Annotated in this window: 18 protein-coding genes and 2 pseudogenes; 11 read left to right on the forward strand and 9 right to left on the reverse strand. The window is 54.2% G+C overall.

What is annotated here, in order from left to right:
- Positions 1-308: 308 nt before the first annotated feature.
- Genes V9K95_RS15915 through V9K95_RS15935 form a run of 5 tightly spaced genes read right to left on the reverse strand, consistent with a single transcriptional unit; the run spans position 309 to position 6,148 of the window.
- Positions 309-1,892, reverse strand: coding sequence for an ABC transporter ATP-binding protein (locus V9K95_RS15915; protein ID WP_336441033.1), 1,584 nt, complete (start codon positions 1,890-1,892; stop codon positions 309-311).
- Positions 1,893-2,708: an ABC transporter permease gene (locus V9K95_RS15920; protein WP_442958568.1), complete on the reverse strand. Its 816-nt coding sequence runs from the start codon at positions 2,706-2,708 to the stop codon at positions 1,893-1,895.
- Complete coding sequence (locus V9K95_RS15925) at positions 2,702-3,646, reverse strand: ABC transporter permease (RefSeq protein ID WP_336441032.1); 945 nt, start codon at positions 3,644-3,646, stop codon at positions 2,702-2,704. Before V9K95_RS15925 ends, V9K95_RS15920 begins: the two co-directional genes overlap by 7 nt.
- Positions 3,647-3,673: 27 nt before the next feature.
- A complete protein-coding gene (locus V9K95_RS15930; protein ID WP_336441031.1) occupies positions 3,674-5,245 on the reverse strand; it encodes an ABC transporter substrate-binding protein in 1,572 nt (523 codons plus the stop codon).
- Between the two features lie 51 nt (positions 5,246-5,296).
- Complete coding sequence (locus V9K95_RS15935) at positions 5,297-6,148, reverse strand: alpha/beta hydrolase (protein WP_336441030.1); 852 nt, start codon at positions 6,146-6,148, stop codon at positions 5,297-5,299.
- 138 nt (positions 6,149-6,286) lie between these two features.
- On the opposite strand from V9K95_RS15935, the gene V9K95_RS15940 reads away from it, so the two are divergent.
- From V9K95_RS15940 to V9K95_RS15955, 4 genes are all read left to right on the forward strand, one after another.
- Entirely contained in the window at positions 6,287-6,907 is a 621-nt protein-coding gene (locus V9K95_RS15940; RefSeq protein WP_336441029.1) for a GntR family transcriptional regulator, read from the forward strand.
- A gap of 22 nt (positions 6,908-6,929) precedes the next feature.
- Positions 6,930-7,436 (forward strand): hypothetical protein, encoded by a 507-nt coding sequence (locus V9K95_RS15945; RefSeq protein WP_336441028.1) that lies wholly within the window; start codon positions 6,930-6,932, stop codon positions 7,434-7,436.
- A 65-nt stretch (positions 7,437-7,501) separates the two neighbouring features.
- Positions 7,502-7,924 (forward strand): DUF805 domain-containing protein, encoded by a 423-nt coding sequence (locus V9K95_RS15950; protein ID WP_336441027.1) that lies wholly within the window; start codon positions 7,502-7,504, stop codon positions 7,922-7,924.
- Between the two features lie 384 nt (positions 7,925-8,308).
- Positions 8,309-11,668 carry a type III effector HrpK domain-containing protein gene (locus tag V9K95_RS15955; protein ID WP_336441026.1) on the forward strand — a complete coding sequence of 1,120 codons (3,360 nt, stop codon included), beginning with the start codon at positions 8,309-8,311 and terminating at the stop codon, positions 11,666-11,668.
- A gap of 310 nt (positions 11,669-11,978) precedes the next feature.
- Here the strand turns inward: V9K95_RS15955 and V9K95_RS15960 are convergent, their stop codons facing one another.
- Positions 11,979-12,761, reverse strand: a complete 783-nt coding sequence (locus tag V9K95_RS15960; RefSeq protein ID WP_336441025.1) for an AraC family transcriptional regulator — start codon at positions 12,759-12,761, stop codon at positions 11,979-11,981.
- A gap of 105 nt (positions 12,762-12,866) precedes the next feature.
- On the opposite strand from V9K95_RS15960, the gene V9K95_RS15965 reads away from it, so the two are divergent.
- On the forward strand, positions 12,867-13,286 hold the full coding sequence (locus tag V9K95_RS15965; protein WP_336441024.1) for a nuclear transport factor 2 family protein: 420 nt from the start codon (positions 12,867-12,869) through the stop codon (positions 13,284-13,286).
- A 214-nt stretch (positions 13,287-13,500) separates the two neighbouring features.
- Here the strand turns inward: V9K95_RS15965 and V9K95_RS15970 are convergent, their stop codons facing one another.
- On the reverse strand, positions 13,501-15,111 hold the full coding sequence (locus V9K95_RS15970) for an MDR family MFS transporter (protein WP_442958560.1): 1,611 nt from the start codon (positions 15,109-15,111) through the stop codon (positions 13,501-13,503).
- A 2-nt stretch (positions 15,112-15,113) separates the two neighbouring features.
- Positions 15,114-16,163 (reverse strand): annotated as a pseudogene (locus tag V9K95_RS15975) (HlyD family secretion protein); the annotation flags it as partial.
- A 134-nt stretch (positions 16,164-16,297) separates the two neighbouring features.
- Between V9K95_RS15975 and V9K95_RS15980 the strand changes: the two are divergent.
- Both V9K95_RS15980 and V9K95_RS15985 read left to right on the forward strand, forming a co-directional pair.
- Positions 16,298-17,263, forward strand: coding sequence for a LysR family transcriptional regulator (locus V9K95_RS15980; RefSeq protein ID WP_336441021.1), 966 nt, complete (start codon positions 16,298-16,300; stop codon positions 17,261-17,263).
- A gap of 562 nt (positions 17,264-17,825) precedes the next feature.
- Positions 17,826-19,220, forward strand: a complete 1,395-nt coding sequence (locus tag V9K95_RS15985) for an MFS transporter (protein WP_336441020.1) — start codon at positions 17,826-17,828, stop codon at positions 19,218-19,220.
- Positions 19,221-19,263: 43 nt separating this feature from the next.
- Here V9K95_RS15985 and V9K95_RS15990 read toward each other — a convergent pair whose 3' ends face one another.
- Positions 19,264-19,953: a GntR family transcriptional regulator gene (locus V9K95_RS15990; protein WP_336441019.1), complete on the reverse strand. Its 690-nt coding sequence runs from the start codon at positions 19,951-19,953 to the stop codon at positions 19,264-19,266.
- Between the two features lie 187 nt (positions 19,954-20,140).
- Here V9K95_RS15990 and V9K95_RS15995 point away from each other — a divergent pair, with 187 nt between their 5' ends.
- From V9K95_RS15995 to V9K95_RS16010, 4 genes and pseudogenes are all read left to right on the forward strand, one after another.
- Positions 20,141-20,932 (forward strand): enoyl-CoA hydratase/isomerase family protein, encoded by a 792-nt coding sequence (locus tag V9K95_RS15995; RefSeq protein WP_336441018.1) that lies wholly within the window; start codon positions 20,141-20,143, stop codon positions 20,930-20,932.
- Positions 20,925-22,493 carry a CoA-transferase gene (locus tag V9K95_RS16000; protein ID WP_336441017.1) on the forward strand — a complete coding sequence of 523 codons (1,569 nt, stop codon included), beginning with the start codon at positions 20,925-20,927 and terminating at the stop codon, positions 22,491-22,493. The genes V9K95_RS15995 and V9K95_RS16000 overlap by 8 nt, the downstream gene beginning before the upstream one ends.
- Positions 22,494-22,495: 2 nt before the next feature.
- A complete protein-coding gene (locus V9K95_RS16005) occupies positions 22,496-23,641 on the forward strand; it encodes an acyl-CoA dehydrogenase family protein (RefSeq protein ID WP_336441016.1) in 1,146 nt (381 codons plus the stop codon).
- 10 nt (positions 23,642-23,651) lie between these two features.
- Positions 23,652-23,758: pseudogene (locus V9K95_RS16010) on the forward strand (electron transfer flavoprotein subunit beta/FixA family protein); the annotation flags it as partial.

Genomic DNA, 23,758 nt, shown 5'->3' on the forward strand with positions numbered 1-23,758 from the left:
ATTCTGGGGCCGACCGGCTTCTGACCACGAGTGAGCGCGACTGCATTGTGACTAAAAAATTCCGAAGGGGTCACCTGCATCAGATAGGCCGGTATCGACGGATATAGTGCCAGGTCGGGACGCGTTGCGAGCGAGCGGGTTAACAGGTCCAGCACAAGGTCCGCGATCCTCCGCGCGAAGGTCATTCACATCGAAGGTTAGACCCCCGACCCCAGCCTACCCATACACCCATATGATGTAGTCCTACGAGCAACAGGATCGCACTGGATATGGTGCCCAATCCACCCCCGTCATCGCACATCCTAAAGTTACCTGACAGCGTTAAGGAGACGCGTTCCGAGCAATTGGCGCGTGTAGTCATGCATCGGAGAATTGAGTACCCGATCAGCATCCCCGGCCTCAATTATTTCACCGTGGCGCATGATAAAGATTCGATCGGCGACAGCTTCAACGACGTCAAGATCATGGCTGATAAAGAGGCAGGAAAAGCCGTAACGGGCTTGCAGTCGGTTGAAAAGCTCGAGCACCTGGCCACGCATTGAAACGTCAAGCGCAGACACGGGTTCGTCGGCGACAACGAATTGCGGGTTACCGATCAGCGCCCGAGCGATGGCTACTCTCTGCCTTTGTCCGCCGGAAAGCTGATGCGGAAACCGCTCGGCAAATTCCGACCCCAAACCGACCTCTTCCAGAATCATCATAGTCCGCTTGTATTTTTCGACACTGTTCCCGTAACCGCTTACACCAAGAGGTTCGGCGACAATTCTGGCGATCGTCATCCGTGGATCAAGAGACGAGTAGGGGTCTTGGAATATCATCTGGCAGTTTTGGCGATAGATGCTGTAATTCGCATCCCGGGCGTTAACTTTCGCTCCGTTGAATATCAGGGACCCCACGGTGGGACGGAGAAGTCCAGCGGCTGTCCTGCCGATCGTGGTCTTGCCGGAACCAGATTCGCCTATCAACGCAACGACTTCACCTGGCAACACTTGCAGCGAGACATGCTCAATGGCGCGCTTTGATGTGGCCTTGCCGAAAAAACTGGCCCTTGCGCGGTAGTCGACGGCAACATTCTGGAGTTCGATGATCGGCCGTAGTTCAGATTTTTTGCGTGGAGGCCGTAGTTTTGGGATCGATGCCAAGAGTCGGCTTGTGTAGGCATGAGTTGGCCGCTGCATCACGTCGGCCGTTTTCCCTGCCTCAACAATTTCTCCATTCGCCATGACGATCATGCGCTTGCAATAACGTGAGATCATTGCCAGATCGTGGCTAACGATGAGGATGGCCGTGTTCTTCTCGCGGGCAAGTTCTACCATCAGGTCGAGGACGTCCTTTTGAATCAATGCGTCCAAAGCCGTTGTCGGCTCGTCGGCCAGCAAAAGAGCCGGCTCCAACAGCATGACAGAAGCTATCATGATGCGTTGTCGCATACCTCCGGAGAACTGATGGGGGTGAGCGGAAAGAGCTTTTTCCGGATCCAAGATGCCGACTCTTCGCAGCATTTCGAGGATTTGGGTTCGGCGTTCCACACGCGTATATCGCCGATGCAACCGTAATCCTTCTTCGAGTTGACGGCCTATGGTCATCGACGGATTAAGCGAAGTCATCGGCTCTTGGAAAATCATGCCGACCACCGCTCCCCGGATATGCCGGAATTGGTGGTCTGAATATTGTCCGATGTCTCGGCCGTTCAGCACGATCCGGCCGTTCGTCCGTCGAACGCCAGGCGGTAGAAGCCCAAGGATCGACTTTGCGACCATGGTTTTGCCGGAGCCCGATTCACCGACAATGCCGACGATTTCTCCTGGTTCGACCGTCAGGCTGCAGGAATGAACGAGCGCAATATTTTTCGCCGCGATGTTGAGATCGGTGATTTCAAGTAGAGCGGGCATCTAGAGCTCTTTCATGCGAGGGTCGAGAAGGTCGCGCAGACCATCTCCTAGGAGGTTTATGGCCAGCAGGGTGAGGGAAATGGCAATGCCGGGGAAGATGCCAAGCCAAGGCGCTTGCGAGAGAAAGCTGCGGCTGGCAGATAGCATGTTTCCCCAAGTTGGCGCGGGCGGCGCCAGTCCCAATCCGAGAAAGCTGAGGGCGCTTTCCGCGAGCAAGGCCCAGCCCATCATAGAGGTAGCCAGTACAATGACCGGTGCAATGCAGTTGGGCAGAATGTGCCGGCAAAGCGTGACCAGGTCCGAATTGCCCATGACGTGCGATGCGTCGATAAACTCCCGTTCACGCACTGAAATCACTGTTCCTCGCACGATGCGAGCGACGGCCGGTGTGAAGGCGAGACCGAGCGCGAACACGATTCCTCGGACGCTTGCGCCGAGAACTGCAAGAAGTCCGAGTGCGAGCAAAATGCCAGGAAATGCCATCAACGCGTCATTCAACAGCATCAGAAGCCGGTCCGGCCATCCTCGCCAATATCCGCTGACGACGCCGAGGATCGTGCCGATGGCCAGCGCGGTCACGACGGCAAGCAGGCTGATGCCCAGAGACGGGACGGCGCCCGTCATCAGGCGGCTCAAAAGATCGCGCCCGAATTCATCGGTCCCGAGCGGGAAGACTCCACCCGGCGGCCTTAGCCGTGTGGAGAAGCCCATTGCAAGTGGATCGTGGGGTGTCCAGACAAGCGCCGTCAATGCCGCAGCGGAAACGAAAACCATGACCGAACCGCCGGTCAAGAGATTGAATCGAAATTTCATGATAGCGCTACCCTCGGATCGAAGGCCGGGTAAACGAAGTCGATCAAAAGATTGACGGCCACATAGAAGAGAGAGATGCAAAGAAGGCAGCCCTGTATCACAGGATAATCGCGCGCAAAAATCGCCTCGACGAGGAGGCGACCAAGACCAGGAATGGTAAAAATGGTCTCAACGATAGCAATTCCGCCCAAGAGATTGCCCAGAATTAGACCAAGCAGCGTCCATGTCGGGCCGAACGCGTTTCGAATAACGTGATCAAGCAGGACCCGGGCCTCGGAAAGCCCCTTGGCGCGGGCATGCGTCACATAGTCGAGTCGCAAGACTTCGAGCGTCGATGCCCGAGCCATGCGGGCGATCCCGCCAATCTCATGAATAACGAGGGTCGAGATCGGCAAAACGAGATAGATTGCTCCTGCGAACCAGTCGTCCGAAATCGCGACATAGCCGACGACCGGAAACCAGCCGAGCCGCATGCCGAAGAACAGCAAGAGCAGCAGGCCCATCCAGAACGTCGGGATGGAGAGAAGTAAGGTGGCGCCGGCGACGGTTGCAACATCCAACACGCTATTCTGCCGCCAAGCGGCGATCGTGCCAAGCGGGACGGCTATGAGAGCAGCAAGGAAGACGGTAGGCAAGACTACCGCAAAGCTGACGACGAACCGATTGACGATGAGAGGCAGCACAGGCTCGCCGGTAAGGATCGACCAGCCAAGATCGCCATGCAAGGCGTTTCTCAGCCAGATGCCGAACTGGACGACGAGGCCTTGATCAAGACCGAGCTGTTCGCGGAGGGCTTGCAGCGTCTCCGGCGTCGCGCGGTCACCCAAGATTAGCAATGCGGGATCGCCCGGTATCAGTCGGATCATCGTGAAGACAGTGACGGCGACGAGGAAGATCGTCGGGACCGACCACGCGAGCCGTTGCGCAAAATAACGAAGCATGCCTGATCTCCTGCTTTTTTAGACCGGTTAAGGGATGACCCTCATACCCCAGAGACGCGGCTTTCCCTCCCACGGCTTAAAAGTCTGCACCCGGTCGCGATGCGCCCACGCCGTCTGCCCGTTGTAAAGAATGATGAGCGGCGCGTCCGCAAGCATCATTTCATGGAGCTGGTCGAAAATCTTTTGGCGTTCGCCTGGGTCGGTTAGCGTCTTGGCCTTGTCGATCAGCGAAATGGCGACTGGATTGTCCCAGACCTTACGCGGCTGTTTCGTTTTGTCGCCGACAAATTGCTCAAAGCTTAGGGCGGGATCGAGACGTGAAGAATAGGAGAAGGACATCATCTCGTAGTCGCCGGAATTATACTTATCCAGTTGCGTCGCCCATTCGAGGACTTCGATCTCCACCTTCACGCCGATCGCTTGCAGCATGGATTGAGCGACGAGCGCAACTTGCGAACTCGGCATGGGTGCCCGTTTGTTGGCGACGAGTTTGATCGTCTCGCCCTTATAGCTGCTCTGCGACAGCAATGTCTTGGCCGCCTGCAGATCGTATTGGAAGGACCGCTTCTGGACATCGTCGTTGTACGGCGACGCGCCGAACACGGCCGATGCGCTTGCATCCGAGAGGCCATCGGAAGCAAAGCCGACAAGCTGTTTCAGATCGAGCGCTGCAGCGATGGCCTGACGGAACTTGGCATCCCTGAACAACGGGTTGTTAGTCTGGAACAGGAGCGCGTGTTTTGAAGCATCGCTCGGAGTCAGCACTTTGATCCCCTTCACTTCTTTCAGCTCTTCGACGTCGGAAGTGAGGATTTGCGCGACGTCGATATTCCCGGCGATCACTGCGGCCCTCACGGTCGCGGCGTCCGGCACGACGACGAAGGTGGCGCGATCGGCGTGCGGCGCCTTGTTGCCAACATAACCATCAAACCCTGATCCATCGGGTGACTTATAGCCTTCGAACCGCTTCAGCGTTACGGACTGTCCCTTTTTCCATTCCACCAGTTCATAAGGACCAGTGCCAATCGGCTTGTTCCAAGTTCCGTCGGTGTTGACCGACGCCTTGCTAAGCATGCCTGTTCCGCCGCAGTCGGTCCGCGCCAGCGTATCGAGGAAAAGAGCGCTTGGTGTATCGAGATGCAGGACAACGGTCGCCGCATCGGGCGCATCGACGCTGGTGACCTTGACGCCGTTCGTTCCGTCTACATCGGGAAGGCAGCGCCATTTGGTGACCGGATCGGAATAGCGATTCCAATTCCACAGGACGTCCGTCGAAGTGAAGGGGAGACCGTCCTGGAACGTGATGCCGTCCCTGAGCTTGAACGTATAGGTCAGGCCGTCCTTGGCAATGTCGACTGATTTCGCCAAGAGAGGCTTCACTGTGCCTCCCTCTCCGTAACCGACCAGGCCTTCAACGATGTTCAGCATCACCCCGTCTGTATTGTCGTCTCGAGTGACTCCCGGATTGGTACTAAGGATATCGGCTGTCAAGGCAAGCTTTACGTCACCCGCTGCCAGCGCCTGGGACGAAAAAAAAGCCGGGGCCAACATGAGGAGCGGCGACAATGTCGCTGCTTTAAATGGTGATTTAGATCGCATTTCGAAGTTCCCCTTTTTCTCTGAGCATTATGAATTGCGATATGCCACCGTCTATTGACGATGCCGGGCAAGACTTTTTGCTAGGAAGGTTTGTGCTTTAACGAAAATGGGCTCGGCTTCATGCCCGATGCCCGGCAGTAGATCAAAAGTTACTGAAACCCCGGCATAAGCCAAAGAATCCTGCAGAGCCCGTAACCGTTCGGGACGCGTGGTGCCTGCGTCATTCGCTCCCTCGGCCCAATAGCGGCCACCGGGCCGATGGTCGATCTCGCTCGTGTCGAGATCGGCATCTCCGACGACAAGCTGGATCGGCACTTCTGCCAGCTGCTGCCGATCCACAGCCACGCCAAGTTGTTCACGAGTATTGCGTATGCCCGGCCACCAATCCCGATTGTTGTCGAGCAAAGTCACCGAGCCTGGCGCACCAACAGAGACGCCCCAGAGACGACCGGGGTGCAGAAGGAGAAAACGATGCGCGAAATGAGCGCCACCGGAAAAGCCGACCAAACCGAAGCGCGACCCGTCGATATCGTGCCGATCGCAAACCTGACTTACCATCTGATTGAGGACGTGATCGTAGCGAATATCGCCTTCAACCATGTATTTGAAGCCGTCGAGATTGCCATCGCCGAAGATATTGCCAGGGAAAAGTGGCGCGAGGATCACACAATTATGGTTCTGACCGAACGCGATGAACTGATCACGATGGGCGATGAAATTGCGATAGCTGCCGTGGATCACACAGAGGATCGACCGGCTTGGTCGCGTTTTTTCTTCCGGGAGGTAGAGGCAATAGCTGAAACGAGGATCTTCAGCTAAGGCGGTAACCGTCGTCGCACCGCGTTCATAGACCGACGACGCTCGCGGATTTTTGATCGAAGTTCCAGAGATAGTAGGTCTCAAAGGAAGAGTCCTCAATTTTAGATGCAATATTGGATCTAATCTTGCATCTAATTTTTGAGTTGACAAGAACTAATCTTCATCCAGGCTGGCGAAGTTGCTATGAGAGTGTGCTGCAGTATACGTGGGAGTGCGATGGAAGTGGAAAAGGTAAGAACGCGTCGGTCCGATGAAGTTGCCGAATTGATTGCCAAGGACATCCGTTCTGGAACACTCAGCACAGGCACGTGGCTGAAGCAGGCTGACGTGGAACAACGCTACAGAGCTTCCCGGGCCGACATACGTCGGGCCCTTGAAATCCTTCTGCAAAGACGTTTGGTCGAGCAGATTCCTGAAAGGGGCTTTTATGTCCCCATGCCTGATCAGCGTCGTCAACGTGAGCTGCGCGAAATACGCGTTACGCTTGAGACTTCTATGGCGGAGAGTGTTGTCGCAAACCGCGACACTGCGAAGCTCAAGGCGCTACATGAGGCCGCGCAAAGATTTGAAGAAGCAATCGAAAAAGGCGGAATTGCCGAGCGATACGAGACCAATCAGGTTTTTCACGTCGCGCTTGCAAACTTCTGTTCGAACCAGGAATTAATCAAACTTGTGATCGATCTTCGCGGTTATGTACCAGCCTCACCGATGTCGCAATGGCCCGACATGGCCCGCGCTCGGAAGTCAGCGCGAGAGCATTTCGAGATAATTGAGGCAATCGCTAGAGGAGATATTGCTGATCTCAAGCGATTGCTCAGCATACATATTTTGCAACCCGACTAAAACGGCGTTCATGCCGTCGTTCATGAATGGCATGTATCGGCGGCATAAAACCTTCTTCGACGAATCGAAACTTTTCCGTAGAATTGTGGCGCTCATCCAGTTTCTTTGTCAGGGCAAAATACTCTGGCAACGTACGACTGCAACAACCGAGAACTGGAGTTCAATCATCCCGATTCAGAAGATCAGCATCATGCAGGTGCCGTATAACCCTATCACGCTGAAGCTTTCGCCTCATATTCAAACTGTCGTACGCATTTGGGAAAGACAAAATCCACGGTTGGAAATTGTTCTTGACGATGATGAGGCTAGGGAAAGCGAGTGGGAAATATACGGGACCTTATTGGATGCTGCCGATGACAGATTCGCGGATGTAGGATTCGCCTCCATAGGTGATGAGCGAGAGTTTCAAATCTGTTCTTCACGATTTCGAATAATGTTCGATAATTGTTATAGTGATACCTTCATTTTCCCGAACGGCTCCAGGGAACTCATGCCCGTTTATCAGTTCCTTGTGAAGCCAATGCCTTGACGGTATTTCCGACTTACTGAGGACTTCCCCCGACCGGATGATAGAAAAAAGGAGCTTCCAGACTAATGCATTGGATTTTCGCGTTTGGTATATTGGTTTCTCTGCTTTTTGTTTTTGTAGTTTCCTACAAGAACAAACCACCCCAAGGCTCTAACCGCTTCGGTATGGCGGCTTCGCCTGTCGATTTTCCGACTGCGGTGCGAAGATTCTTTACCGGATACTTTGATTTCAAGGGCAGAGCGAGCCGTACGGAATTCTGGTATGCGATGCTTTTCTATGTGTTGCTGCTATTCGTGCTGGCCCGGCTCAATCTCCCGGACCTTGTTGTTACGATCTTGCTGGTCGCTACAATGGTACCGTTTTTCTCCGTCACAACACGGCGACTGCACGATACGAACAGAAGCGGTTGGTTTCAGCTCGTCTCCTGGTTCATGCCTGTCGGCACGATCGTTGCCCTGTTTTGGTTCAACGAACGGGCACGCGACTAAACTGGCCTTTCGCTGATCATCAGTCATGTAGCGGCCAGCCATCCAAAAAGCGCTCCGACGGCCAACAGCACGACCATGCGCGCGCGAAACGGCATATTCCTATGAGAGGGAATAAAATACTGAGGGACTGGATCGGCTGAACCGTCGTCTAGTTGACGTGTCGCAATTCGGAAGCTCCTCACGACGCTTGACGATGTTGGAGCGGCTCCCGACTATCGCAGTTCCGTCTTGATTGCTTGGCCAATGATCGTCAACTCTGGCGAAGGCGCTTGACAGGGTGGCGAACCATTGCTTGTCACATGCACTTCACACACCGGCGTCTAAACTCAGCGCAAACCTTATCCTTCAGGACTGAACCATCACAAATTTAGGAAGGCTTGCCGTATGTCGAAAGTAATCGCACCGCCCAACCGTTCAAACTTGGCCACCGTAGATCCTGACACGGCCAAGGCATGGGATGATGCCCAGAAAGCCGCCAAGGATGCAGGTATAATCTGGGAGCGGCCGAAGGACGACAACCGATCTGCCCGGGACATCATAAATGATACGCAACTCCTTCGCGATCTCGGCAATCAGAGCGGCGTCAAGAACATGCTGAAGGATCGTGTCGGTGACTTTGAGAAGGATGCCAATGCCGCCTTCCGGGCGGCGCAGATTCTCGAACATGTCGAGCGGTTTGACGAAAGCGGAAAGAAAGTTGCCAGCAAGGACGTCGATAATGGCCGTATCGACGGCTTCACGAACAGCGGCGAAGCAAGGCACGGGACCGAGGCGGGACGGCTGCAGGACTTCGGCAAATATGGGTTCTCCAATCTCAAGGGGAAACTCAATGAGGTGTCCACCGCCGGTGACGACAAGGAAGCCCGCGAGCAGGCCGCGAAACTCGGTATAAAATGGGTGTTGCCGGACGATGACAAACGCTCGGCACAGGACATCATCGACGATTCCTCCTTGCTGAAAAACCTGGGTAACCAGAGCGGCGTCAAGGACATGCTGAAGGATCGCGTTGGTGATTTTGAAAAGGTTGCCGATGCCGCATACAGGGCGGCGCAGCTCCTTGAGCATGTCGAACGGCTCGACGAAAGCGGAAAGCGAATTGCAGGCGATGACGTTGACAATGGCAGCATCGACGGCTTCACGAACAGTGGTGAAGCAAAGCACGGCACCGAAGCCGGTCGCCTGCAGGACTTCGGAAAATACGGCTTCTCCAATCTCAAGGGTGAACTCAATGATGTGTCGTCTGCCGGTGACGACAAGGAAGCCCGCGAACAGGCCGAGAAGGTCGGCATCAAATGGGAGCTGCCAGACGATGACAAACGTTCGGCGCAGGACATCATTGACGATTCACCCCTGCTGAAAAACCTGGGTAACCAGAGCGGCGTCAAGGACATGCTGAAGGAGCGGGTAGGCGATTTCGAAAAGGATGCCGATGCCGCCTACAGGGCGAGCCAGATCCTTGATCGCATCACGATGTATGACGAGAAGGGAAATTCCCTGTCTGGCAGCGACGTATCCAATACCAGTATTGATGGTTTCACCAAGAGTGGTGAAGCCTACCATGGAACCGAAGCAGGGCGCCTTCAGGATTTTGGAAAGTATGGTTTTGAAGTCTTAAAAGACGTGAAGAAGCCTGAGGATATCAGCAGCTACAAAGACTTCCTGAAGGCTAATCCAGACGCCGACGATACCTCGAAGACCTTGACCAAATATGCCGCGATCATCGGTGAGAACTACGATGCGATCAAAGGCAAGACCGGTGTGGATGGTGACCTGACAGCCGACGCCCTGAAAAAATATCGCGACGAGAATCCGCAGATCAGCGACGATTTCAAGGAGGCGCTCAATTTCTGGGCGCAGCCTGGCGCATTCGATAAGCTCGAAACGGCGCATTTGCCCCTGCAGGGTGGACCTGACGGCGGTGTCAGCAAGGATGACCTGAAGAGCTGGATGGATACGCAAGCGCCGAAGGATTCCGGATCGGCAATCGCTTTCATTTCCACTGTCGCCAACGCGAACATCACTGCAGACGTGGATACAAGCAAGCTCGGGGCAGCTGTCTTCGAGAATCCCGGGAACTATTCCGCGAAGGAGAAGGCCGCCGTCCTCCAGGATCTTCTGACGGCACAGAGCCTCATCACCCAAGGTGCTTCCGCCGGCATGTGGCGAGATGATTATGGTAAGGTTGCCATCGCCAACAGGGTGCGCAGCCATCCCGATCCGCAGAAGCTTCTCCAGGACGTCAACGACCACATAGCAATCCTCGAAGGCGATAAGGGGGTCGTCGACTTTCTGAACGAGAACAGTACCAAGCAGATCAACGCGCTCTTCAAAAGCAATGAAGGTCTCAAGACGGCTGTCGAGGCGAGCTACGACGACATCAAGTCCGGCAAGGCTCTCGACAACCTGTGGGATGCGAAGACGAAAGATGGCAAGACCGACCAGCAGGGGGCCCTTGCTGAGTTCTACGGATCGGCAAAGATGTTTCAACAGGCGCTTGGTATCGACAAACCGGGCGAGATTCAGGATGCCGTTAACAGCTCCAAACACAAGGGCGATTATCAGGATTTCTACGAGAAGTCATTGGTATCCGGTGACCGGTTCAACGAACTTCTGAAAGACAATACGTTCGAGGAAGCGGCCAGCGCGTTCAGTACCGAGGTTGCGCTTTACAACAGTGCGCTGGATCCCGAAACCACCGGAAAGTTCGACGGCAAGCTGAATGACAACTTCTCCAACATTGTGGAAAAGAATGTCTTCAAGGATGCTTCTTTCGACGACCTGAAGACGGCGTTCGGCGTTGATGGAGGAGATAAACTCGACGAGGAGAAGGTAGAGTCCTACATCGAGCAGATTAGCAAGGACAATCCCGAGCTGTTGGTCAATCAGGATGGGACCGTCGCAAAATCAGACCAGATACTGGCTGGTTTCCGGGGCAGCTGGGATGTGTTGCGTCAAGGAACCAAGTCGCTTGCTGAACTTAATTCGGACTGGCTGAACCCATCGGCCAAGGCGGCTGCCGACAAGGGCGTTCTGCACGGCGTCAGCGGCCTGTTCATGGCCGGCGTCACAATCTCCAAGGGTATTCAGAGCGGCGGGAACCCGACCGACAGGCAGAAAGTCGACATTACTACTGGGTCGATCCAGACTGCTACGCTGCTGACCGAGGGAGGCATCAAGGCCTGGAAGCAATACCTGAAGGATGTGGCGGACAAACACCCAGATACGGCTATCGGCAAAAAAATCGGCAAGATGTCCGACGAGAACTTCAAGAGTCTGACTGACAATTGGACCCGCGCCGAAAATGCTGCCAAGGGTATTGGCGGTCTCGCCAGTATTGTTGCCGGGGCCTATGGTATATTCGACGGCGTTCAATCGATCCGCAAGGGCGACAGGGTTGGCGGCGGTATCAGCATCACGGCAGGCTCCCTCGGCGCTCTTGCCGGTCTGGCTTCTGCCGTAGAGGGTGGCTTGGGAGTGTTCGCTCCCAGCGTCTTGAGAACTCTTCCGATCGCCGGAGCAGCAGGGGTTCTTGGACTGGCGGCCGCGGGTGTGGGTGTCATCGCCATGCTGCTGCCTGGCCTGATCGAAGAGGGCAAGCATCAGGCGCGGCAGGACAAGTTCGGTTGGCTGCTCAGCGGTTGTCTGACGAAGTACGAGATTGATGGTGTCCCGTATGGCGACACCTCCGACATTCCCGACGAAGAGTGGCCCGGCTATGAAGATGGCCCGACAATCGGGTCCTGATCGCACAGTCGGCAACTGTCAGCTTGAAGGTTCTGGGTGCAACGATAGGCTGGAAACGGGCACCGGTTGAAATGTCGCATGCTTTTATGAACATGCAATTGCTCTTGATCGTGGTGGGTAAACCCTTCAACGTTGGCGACAATGCCATCAGAACGAGCTTAGACAGTATAGGAGTCGGGGATTCGCGGCTCCGGCAGCGCTTGGAAAACGGTCGTCGGCAGATAGATACGCGCCAGACAGCACTCCGCAACCAGACGCATTGGCAAACTGTTGCGCAAAGTTTGAACCCACGAATTTGTCTTCGGGGCCTTTATTCGGTGAACCGTTTGAGAAAGCGCGCCGGGGTTATACCGAAGTGGCCTCGGAATAAATCGATGAAGGCGCTAACAGTTTCGTAACCCAGGCTGAACGCAATTGTGGTGACTGAATTCTTGGCGGCCAACATCTCGAGGGAACGCAACAGAATCGCGCGATGCCGCCAGGTGCTGAATGTGAGTCCTGTCTCCAATACAAATCGACGACTTAGGCTGCGCGGAGCGATGCCCGCCCAGGCCGCCCAATCCTCCATTCGCTGCCGTCTAGCCGGAGAATTTGCCATTTCACGGGCAATCTTCTGCAATCGCAGATCGACTGGCATGGGCAGTCCAAGGGGCTCCTCAGGCGCTAAAGCGATTTCGTCGAGAATGACACTGCTAATGTGGCCTTGCGCAGTTGATCGATGTCCTTCAGGCCAAGTGGCTGCTCGCACGACCGCCTCGTGTAATAAACCGGAAAGACGCAGAACACGCGGGGCACTTGGCAACGTCATGCAGCTCGCTTCTGCGACATAGACGCTCCACCCACGGAATGCGCCCTGCGATTTGAGTCCGTGCAAAGTATGGGGAGGAATCCATACGGCATTGACGGGTGGGACGAGCCAACGACCCTGATCCGTATCGATGCTGACTAATCCTTTTAGGGTGCCGAGCAACTGGCCCCGTGCATGACTATGTCGTTGCGTGTGCCGTTCTTCAGTTTGATCGCGACGAGCGATTAATAAAACGGGCTCTGAGTCGGACTTAAGTCGGATCGGATCTATAAGGAAATCGGTCATGGCCTTGATAACGTATTGATTGGCGCCAATACGTTAGCAAAGCAAATTCGTTCCGACTAGTTACAATGTCATAATCCTCAAACAGATGAAATTCTGGAGTGTATGATGACAATTCCCAAACAAATGACTTCGCCTGAAGTCCACGACTTGCTTCGGCGCTTGTTTGACGCGTTCACGGATCCGGCAACGACGCCGGAGCAGTTTGGGGAGTTAATGACCTCTGACTACATTCAGCGCGTCGACGGCAAGGAACTCGACTTCGCGGGATTCCTCGATCACAGCAAGGCGCTTCAGACGAGCATCTCGTCAAGCAAAGTTACGTTTGAGCATATCCTTACCGATGGGCATTCCGCAGCGACGGTTCACATCGCCGAAGCCGTCAAGTCTGACGGCAAACGGATCCGCCTCAAGGTGATCGCTTATTACCAGTTTCGCGGTCATCGCGTTAGCTTGGTCGATGAGTTGACCCATATGTTTGAAGGGGAAGCTAGCGATCGTGATCTTGGATCGCGTGCCACCCACTAAGTCTTGTCATTCTTGCAGATATTTTATGGTTGCAGGGGGCGTGCCAGATTTAATAGTCAACCGATGGTACGATCGGGGCCATTGTAATTGACGTCTGTGTTGCCCGTTTGTCCACGGGCCAGATTGTGGAAGGCTCAGAACTAGACATCTCGCTGGGGTTGAGCTCGCAGCCTGCGAGACGTCTTCGCCGCCCTACCGTTGGCAATATCTTCCTCTAATGCGCACCACCCGAGTTGACGGGGTCCGATTTTTTTAAGAATAACGACGCTGCCAATGCGAGAATGAGTGCCGCGCCCAGAAGAAAAAAACTGTCGCTGAAAGCCATGATGTCTGCTTGCTGTCGGATGGATCGACCGATAACGATTAGTGCCTTTTGGCCAGCCACAGCAGGATCGCTGATGTCATGGCCAAGAAAGTAGTTCGTAAGCAGATCTATGCGATTTCGTGTCTCCGAATCGAGGACCGACACGGATTGATTGATCACATTCGAATGGAATTGCTCCCGTTTGGTCAGAAACGTTTGCAGAAGGGCGATACCAATGGCACCGCCAAGATTGCGCATCATATTGAACAGAGCAGAGGCGGATCCGGCGTTCGCGGGTTCGATCCCTGCCATAGCCACGGCCGAGAGCGGTGCGAAGCATAGCGCTTGTCCTACGGCGCGCAAAACGTTCGGCACCAGTAGTTGATCCGCAGAATAGTCGGCACTCATGTTTATGCTGAGAAGATTGCCGCTTGCCAGCAGTCCAAGGCCAATCCCAATCAGGAGCCGGGCATCGAACCATCTTAGCAGTCGCGGCACCAATGGGATCAGAACCAGTTGCGGCAAGCCAATCCAGGCCAGCACCATGCCGATCTGCTCGGGATTGTAGCCCTGAATGCGCCCCAGATATTGCGGCAAGAGAAAGACCAGACCGTACAGTGCGATACCCAACAGAAAACTCGCGGTCACTCCAAAACCAAAGTTGCGCCGAAGGATAAGTCGCAGGTCGAGAAGTGGCCGCTTGGTGGACAGTTCTATCCACACAAACAAAATGAGGGAGGCGGCAGCGACCACCGAAAGCCTAGTGATGAAAGGGGAGCCGAACCAATCCTCCTTGTTACCCTCCTCAAGTACCGTCTGGAGTGTACCCAGACCTATCGATAACGTGCCGATTCCGAGCCAGTCGCCCTGCTTGATGAGGTTCAGTTGCATCGGCCCCGCATCGAGCGAGAACCAAAGCATCGCAACCATCGCGGCTCCGGGGACAAGGTTTACGTAGAAGATATATTGCCATCCCCAATTTTCCGTCAAATAGCCGCCTATTGTGGGGCCGATAGCGGGTGCGAATATTGCCGAGATCGCGAACATTGCCATGCCGATCGGCTGCTTTGTCTGCGGCAGTAGCGTAATGATGATGGTGAACGACATCGGAATTAGCACGCCACCAGCGAAGCCTTGGAGCGCCCGCAACACGATCATCTGCCCAAGGTTTTGTGCCAGTGCGCAGCCGGCGGAGAATGCCAGAAACAGCACAGCATTGACGATCAGATAGCGGCGCATCGAAAAGACCCGCGCCAGCCAACCGGTCAGCGGAATAACGATGATCTCGGCGACCAGGTAAGCCGTGGAGATCCAGCCGCCTTCGTCGGTTCCGGCGCCGAGTGCACCCTGGATGTTGGCAAGCGATGCATTGACGATTTGAATGTTCAGCACAGCCATGAAAGCGCCGAGCGTCGATCCGATCACGGCAACCCACGTGCGCATGCTTGTGGGTTCCTCAGGCGCCGAACCTCTTTCTCGAGCAAGAACCACCGTGTCGCCTTGACCATCATTGAGAGGCATGATCAGCGTCCGCCTTTCGTGTTGATGCTAGTTTCGAGTGACATTCCAGGGCGTAGAGCGCCCTCATGTCCGGCGAAGTCGTCGATGTGGATCCTGACGGGGATGCGCTGCACGATCTTTGTGAAATTTCCCGTCGCGTTATCTGGGGGCAATAACGCGAACTCCTGACCGCTCGCTGGTGCGATGCTATCGACATGGCCGCGGAAGGTCATGCCGGAAAGCATGTCGATTTCTACTTCGACTGGCTGTCCTGGCCTCACGTCCCGGAGTTGAGTTTCCTTGTAATTTGCCACAATATAGAGGCTGTCAAGCGGCACCACCGCCATGAGTTGCGTGCCGGCTTGGACGTATTGGCCGACTCTCAGCGTCCGGTTGCCGACGGTACCGTCGATTGGCGCAACGATCGATGTATAGGATAAGTTTAAGGCAGCCTGCCGTTCGGCAGCTTGACTGTGAACGAGGGTGGCTTGCGCCTGCTCGACATCGGCCTTGAGGAGATCGACTTGCTTGAGCGCGGTTATAAGTGCGGCGCTATCACGTTCGAGTGTCGCGCGGGCCACGGCGCTGCGAGTTTCCGCCTGTTGCGCATTTTGAACGCTGCCCGAGTTGGTGGCGGCCAAGGTAGAGTAGCGCTTAGCATCCTGCTCAGCAAAGGTCGCATTGGCCTTGTCGATGGCGACGGTGGCCCGCGCTGCTGCGATGATAGACTGCTGCGTGTCAAGCGAAGCGCTTTTGCTTGCCAACGCAGCCAATGCTCCATCCGCGTTGGCCTTCGTCTGATCAAGAGCGACCCGATAGTCGCTATCATCGATCCGAGCGAGCGTCTGTCTCAATTTTATCTTTTGGTTGTCGCCGACCATCACCTCGGAAATATATCCAGAAATTCTCGGGGCTACGATCGTAGAGTCGGCCTTCACATAGGCATTGTCCGTGGAGATGATGTACTTGCCGACAGTGAAGTAATGATAAAGGTAATGGGCTGAGGCGACCACGACAGCAAGCGCGATCATACCAAAAATGAGCCTCCTGACGGTGCGCGATCTACCACCCCGAACCGGGGCCTTCAGAGTGGGACTGGCGTCCATTATATCCTCGCAGTTTTTATCGAGTGCGAGAATTAGGCCATTGTGGAATAGATTGTAATAATGTGATATATGGAAATATTATAAACAGATGGATTATAATAATGGATCGGTTGACGAGTATGGGCATCTTCGTGAAGGTGGTTGAGGCTGATGGCTTCACTGCAGCAGCACGCCGCCTCAACACGTCGGTTACGATGGTGAGCAAACATGTGCAAGCGCTCGAGGACCACCTTGGAGTGCGCCTGCTCAATCGTACCACCCGCAGTATGGGCCTGACCGAGGCCGGAAGAGCCTATTATGAACGCTGCAACAGTATCCTTGCCGAGATTGATGACGCTGATCGCGCCGCTGGCCTTTTGCACTCAACTCCGATGGGTACGCTCAAACTCTACACCAACTATCAGATTGGACGCTTTCTCGCTCCGGCCATCAGCGAATACCTAAGCCGATACCCCTCAGCAAAGGTGGAGGTGACTGGTGGCGATCGCATGATTGACTTGATTGAGGAAGGATATGACCTGGCGGTACGCACCATGCGACCGCCGGAATCGACATTGATCGTTCGCAATTTATTGGGCTTTCGCCATATTCTTTGTGCATCTCCAGCATATATAAACAGTTGCCCGCCACTTGAGACGCTAGACGATCTCACCCAGCACAATTGTGGCCGGTACTCTTTCTATCCTCATGGTGACGACTGGCATTTCGTCGGGCCAGACGGGCAACCGGCGTGGGTCAAAGTCTCAGGCAATCTAGTGAGCAATGTTCCGGATACGCTGCTGGCAATGACGCGCAACGGTCAGGGGATCTGCTTGATGCTTAGCTTCCAAGTCGCCGATGATATAGAGGCGGGCCGCCTGATCGAAATCCTTCCGGACTGGAGGCCCGTAGAATTCACGATCAACGCCGTCTACCCACATCGTCACAAGCTATCGAGCAAGGTGAGGATATTCATCGATTTAATGGGCGAGCACTTTGCGCGGCATCGCGATTGGCTTGACCTCACGGCGGTCGTGCCGCACGGACATTTGGGTCCGACCGTTAAGTCGGCGGAACTGAACGGCTAACCGTTGTATCAGTCGCTGGCGCGTGTTTGCGTGCGATGAAGGCGCCCATCGAGCCGATGCATGCGGGAACTGCGGAACGAGGGCAAGGGCCTCAAGCAGAATTGCGGATTGGCGAATACTGCAGCCATGGTGGGCATGTTTCCAGTGGAATACCGAGGATAGTTGTTCTTCAGAGACGCGGGCACCACCGCGTCGACGAGGTGGCGACCTGTTCTTGACGGATCATTACGCTTCCATGCGAAACCAAACTCGGCCCGCAGCCCCTATCCGGAGCGGCACATTTCCGGAGAAGGCTTCAAATACATCATTGAGCGAGATGAACCAACCGGTGCAAGCAACTGTGCAAGCTCCTCGGCTTCAGACCAACCGTTGGAAGGTCTCTGCGGTTTTCCCAAGATACGTATCAGCAACAAATCTCGACAGGGGTCTTCCTCAAGTCGAATAATTATCGCCCTTAACGATATAGATATTACAAAAACACTTGTAAGATACTACTGAAGCATTATGGTAAGCAAGCCTTCCCTGAGGAGTTCGGGTCGGCGCTTCTTTGGAGGACTACACAATGGATATGATGCGACAATCCACCGCCAGCGTGGCCGCTCGACTTGAGCGGTTACCGTTGACCGGGTACCAGCGATTTATCTTTCTGATCATTGCGACGGCGTGGCTTTTCGACTCGATGGACCTTGCTGCAATGACATTTATGTTGGGGTCTATAAAAAGCGACCTGGCACTTACCACTGCGCAGGCGGGCTTTGTCGCTAGTGCCAGCTTTATTGGAATGTTCTTTGGGGCATCATTCGCTGGGTTGGCAGCGGATCGGTTCGGCCGAAAGCCTGTCTTCCAAGTCAGCATGATAGCTTGGGGGTTAGGTAGCTTGCTTTGCGGACTTTCCACCGGGTATACCGATCTCATAATTTACCGCGTTATCTTGGGTGTGGGTATGGGAATGGAACTTCCTGTTGCCCTTGCAATGGTATCGGAGTTCATACCCGCTCAAAAGCGGGGGAAATACACAGCCATTCTGGAGGGTTTTCTTCCGGTCGGCTACGTCTTCGCAGGGATCTTGATTTACTTCACTTTGCCTTTGGTTTCGTGGCGTGGCGTTTTCATTATACTTGCAGTGCCAGCAGTTTTTCTGCTCTTCATTCGGCGCTTTGTTCCTGAATCACCTAGGTGGCTTGAATCCCGCGGACGGACAGATGAGGCACACATCGTCGTATCGGCGATCGAGGAAAAAGTTCGCCAGAGACTCAAAGTAGCAGAGCTTCCCCCGGTCCCTGTCGAGGTCTTGTCCGCCGGAGATCAGCGAGGTGATGTAGTGCAGATGGGCCTCTTGAGCACGCTTGGCGAGTTAGTGAAAGGACCATATGCTAAACGATCCGCCATGATCTGGACGGTCTGGTTTTTCACGATGGTGGGGTACTACGGCCTTACCTCATGGCTTGGCGCGCTCCTGCAGGAATCAGGCTATGATGTCTCGAAGTCGATCATCTACACCGTAATAATGTCTGCAGCGGGCATTCCCGGGTTCATGTTCGCTGCGTGGTTCTTAGAAACCGCAGGTAGGAAGAGAGCGGCCATCATCATGCTACTTGGCTGCGCAGTCAGTGCATATGTTTACGGGCAATGCGCTGCGCTCAAGCTACCAATCAGCCAGGTCGTATTGGCTGGTTCTGTGATGCAGTTTTTCTTCTTTGGCATGTGGTGCGTTATCTACGCTTACACGCCGGAACTCTACCCTACCAGGACCCGAGCAACTGGAGCGGGAGTTGCTTCGTCCGTCGGTCGACTTGGGTCAATTGTAGGTCCCATGGGAATCGGTATTCTGTTGCCGGTGTTCGGGCAGAGCGGGATCTTCCTCGGTGGTGCGATTTGCTTTATGGTGTCCGCTATCACCATTTGGTCAATGGGAGTGGAAACGAAAGGACTTTCTCTCGAACAAATCTCCAAATGACCATCATGGCGGCTCCATCGGCCGCCTATGATTGACTGGTTAGTTAGCGTTTCAATGCACCCACACTCTTGTAAAATAGGTTGTGGGTGTATTCTTCTATAACATCCATAAGATCTGCAACAGCCTGCAAAGCGTCTTCTTCGTTTTCCTTCGAAATGGCCCGCGCTCGGGCGGCATGAAGTTTCCCGACGGTTTCCAGGTTGCGAAGCTCGGGATAGAACTTGAAGTAAAACCGCCTTGACAGAGCCAAAAGCGGCGAAATTGCCTTCTCGGCGAAAGGGTTTCCAGCTAGCCGCGCAACAGTTCGATTCACGTGAAAGAGGTGACGGAGATAGGATCGCACATCAGCGATGCCCGCTGTCTCCATCACATCTGCCATTTCCCCTAATTCAGCCCGCTCCTCTACGGATGCTCTCCTAGTAGCCCTACGAGTAATGAAGACCTCGAGTTCTCTTCGCAACTCCACGACCAATAATTGTTGTTGAAGATCAATCTCTGCAACCATGACGCCGTGTTTTGGAATAATTCGGAGCAATGAGTCATTTTGCAATCGTTTAACTGCTTCTCTCACCGGCGTTCGCCCGATCGAGATAAGTTCCCCAAGACTCTCCTCGCTCCATTTGCTTCCTGGGGGCAGTTCAAGAGTTACAATTAGTTCCTCGAGCTTTCGATGTGCAGCTTCCGCGTGGGATTCACTCGGATCTGTGGCGAGCAGTTGCTGGTTTTTCTTCATTTGACCTCCGACCTGAATTCGCAGTGTGAAGCGTTAGTAGCACATCAATAAGCGGTTGACTGCATCTCTCTAGTATCTTACAAATATTTTACAAAAGTTTTTCAGTATGCGCTGATCTGGTTTGGCCATGACAATGCAATGCATGGAAAAGGCAATGTGCGCCACCAAGCGTTCTGGAGAAGAAAGAATGGAAAGTTATCATTGGAATGGGGTCGAATCCGTCGGCGTTGAAAGCGACGGCTGTGTTGGCGTAATTACTCTGCAAAGGTCGTTCCGCAGAAACTCGATGGACCAAGTGCTCGTCGACGCAGTTCGGAAAGCTTTGACCGACTTCTCGAACGAGCCAGGCATCTCCGCTATCGTGCTCCGTGGAACAGATCCAGGGTTCTGCGCTGGGAGCGATTTGAAGTTTATCAGCGATATGGATATCCGCGCCTTAAGCCGTTTTGAGCAGGACTGCGGCGATCTTGGCCGGCTAATGGGGTTCCTCGATAAGCCAGTTATTGCTGCCGTTGAAGGGTTTGCCATCGGCGGGGGATTTACGCTTGCAACCTGCTGCGACCTCGTAGTGACCAGCACAGAAGCAAAGTGGAGCCTGCCAGAGGTTCCGATCGGCTGGCTAACGCCATGGGGGATTGGATCGATTGTAGCAAGAGTGGGACTTGTGGAGGCAAGGAAACTTTGTTTCGGGCTCGATACTCTTGACGGTCATGAAGCAAAAAAGCTCGGGCTTGCAGATTATGTCGTTGAGCCGGGCAAGGCTAGTGAGTTCGCAACCGACCTTGCTAGGAAGCTCAGTGCGCTACCCGGGCCAGCCGTTGGTGCCACCAAACGGTTTTTCTCGAACTACGTGATGGACAAGGCGGAAGTCATGGACGTCGAGGCAAATCGACTTTTTTGCCAGAACGCCTTAGAGGCCGAGGCGCAGAAGACATTCGCTCGGTTTAGCCAATCCAAGGAGACTCGAAAGAATGTCTAAAATCACTGATCTCGATCAGGCACTTTCAGTCATTCGAGATGGTGATACCATCGGTTCTGTCGGTGTAATCGGATGGCTTGTCCCGGATCGTCTTCTGGAGGGAATTGCTCAGAATTACCACGCTGGGAAAGGTCCTGGAAATCTGTCGTTCTATTTTCCAGTCGGCGTAGGCGACGCGCTGGAAATCAAGGGAATGGATCACATAGCTGTCCCCGGCCTCCTGAAACGGGTTATTGGAGGAAACTTCATAAATCCTCTGAATCCGCGTACTGGCCGCCGTTCCGAAATGATGCGGATGATCATCGACAATGAAGTCGAGGCTTACGCATGGCCAATCGGCGCCAGCATGCACTGGCTTCGCGAAGTTGCCCGCAAGGGGCCGGGCTATCTAACCGAAGTTGGGATTGGGTCATTCATCGATCCACGCCAAGAAGGCGGCAAGATGAACGCCCGAACCAAAGAGGATTTGGTCCATGTTCGCGCGTTTAATGGAAAGGAGTACCTGTTCTATCCGCCATTTCCTATCAATGTCGCACTCTTGCGCGCGAGTTTCGCGGATGAGCTGGGTAATCTGTCTCTCTCGAACGAGCCACTGCAGTCTGCAAGTCTAGCGCTCGCCCTTGCAGTAAAAGCCTCAGGCGGCAAGGTCATTGCTCAGGTTGGGGGGATAGTGCCAGCGGGCACCACCCCGGCAACCCAAATGAACATCCCTGCCGCGCTCGTCGACCATGTCGTTATCGCGCAGGGACAGATGACAACGGAGATCGATCACGACGCGCGATTTCTCGGTGGTCCTTTCGATCCTTCCAGTTTCAGCGCTCCATTTGCGTCAGGTGCCGACAAAGTTATTGCGAGGCGTGCTGCTCGCGAACTGCGAGAAGACGAAGTTTCTATTTTTGGTTTCGGCGCGGCTACGAACATCCCTTTGATCTTAGCTGAGGAGGGATTGTTCGCTGATGGTGGAATTCACCGATATCGGCATACGACGGAGCACGGGGTGTTCGGCGGGATCGTGATGAGCGGGTGGCAGTTCTCCGCTAACCTTTATCCGGAGGCACTCATAGACGGTCCATCACAGTTCGATTTTATTGACGGTGGAGGCTGCGAGTTTGCTGCACTTTCCTTCGCACAACTTGATGCAGCAGGGAACATTAACGTCAGCAAGTTCGCTGGCTTTAGCCCGGGATCTGGCGGGTTCATTGATATCGCTACAAATGCAAAGAGGCTTGTGTTTGTTGGAACCTTCACGACTGCAGGACTTGATGTCTTCGTCTCAAATTCAGGGATCCAAATTCGCACAGAAGGCAAGATAAAGAAATTCGTCAAAACCGTAGATCAGATCACCTATCCACTGGCTCAAGGCATATTGGACAGGGGGCAGCAAGCGACGATCGTCACGGAACGAGCAGTGTTTAAAATGAACGGCACAAAACTTCTTTTGACCGAAATAGCGCCAGGCGTTGATCTCGATCGCGATATTCGAAGCCAAATCGACTTCGAAATTGATGTCGCTGACGATTTACATCCGATGGACGCAACCCTTTTTCACCTGGGAGGCTGATTATGACGCTACTTGATCTTACCGATGACGAAAAGCTTTTGAAGGAGGCCGTCGAAGACTTTGCCGAATCGGCCTTACGGGAGAATATCCGCGATTTCGTGTCCAAACACCGTTTCCCGACGGATCTATTCAAGCATTTCCTCTCGCTCGGGTTCATGGGGACCGCCTACGACATTGCCTACGATGGTTCTGGGCTAGGGACTCGAGGCGCAGCCATTGTTGCCGAAGCTCTTGCCCGGGTAGAGCCTGGATTTGCTGCAATCTATCTTTGCAACAGCGCGCCTATGACAGTAATTTCTCGCTTCGGCTCCCATGATCAGAAGGTGCGCTGGTTGGGCGGACTTTGCCGTGGCGAGATGATTGCGTCGTTTGGTGTCACTGAGCCAAGCGGCGGTTCGGACGTTGCAAGTATCAAGGTAAAGGCCGTGGAGGATGGTGACGCTTTCGTGCTGAATGGCTCAAAGATCTTTTCAACGAACGCTGGTACTCCTCTCCATGGTGTCTCAACAGTCATTGCTGTGACTGATCCCGAAAAAGGAGCAAAGGGACTTTCGACATTTATTGTTCCAACAGGAACTCCAGGTTTCACCGTTGGCAAAGCTGCGGCTAAAATTGGTTGGCGCATTGCGGACTCGGTCGAGCTTTTCTTCGACAACTGCCGTGTCCCAAAAGACCAGTTGGTTGGCAATCGAGGAGATGGACTGAAGCAGATTCTGACAACGCTCAGTGTCGGTCGGATTTTGGTAGCCGCCACAGGTCTCGGGCTCTCACGGAAAGCTGTCGACTTAGCGAAGTCCTACGGTAAAGACCGAAAGGTCGGTGGAACGCCAATTTTCCACAACCAGGGCCTTACGTTTCCTTTGGCTAACGTATTGACCAAGATTCATGCTGGCGAGCTCATGGTCCGGCACTCTGCAGCCCTTTCCGATGCCAACCGTCAGTTCCGTACAGAAACTTCCATGACCAAGCTTTTTTGTTCGGAGCTTGCTTCTGAAGCCGCCGATATAGCGGTGCAAGTTCATGGTGGATACGGAGTGTTTGAGGAATTCGAGGTCTCGGGCTTATTGGGAGAAGCCAAAGTGCTGCAGATCGTTGAAGGAACGAGCGAGGTTCAACGCCTTATAATTGCTCGTGAGTTCACCTCGTAAGGAACGCGCTATGAAAATCCTCTTACCAATTAAACGTGTCGTCGATTACAACGTCAAGATCCGCGTCAAAGGTGACGGTTCAGGCGTTGAGCTTGCAAATGTGAAAATGTCGATGAA

This window comes from Phyllobacterium sp. CCNWLW183, from assembly GCF_037203775.1.
Lineage (GTDB): Bacteria > Pseudomonadota > Alphaproteobacteria > Rhizobiales > Rhizobiaceae > Phyllobacterium > Phyllobacterium ifriqiyense.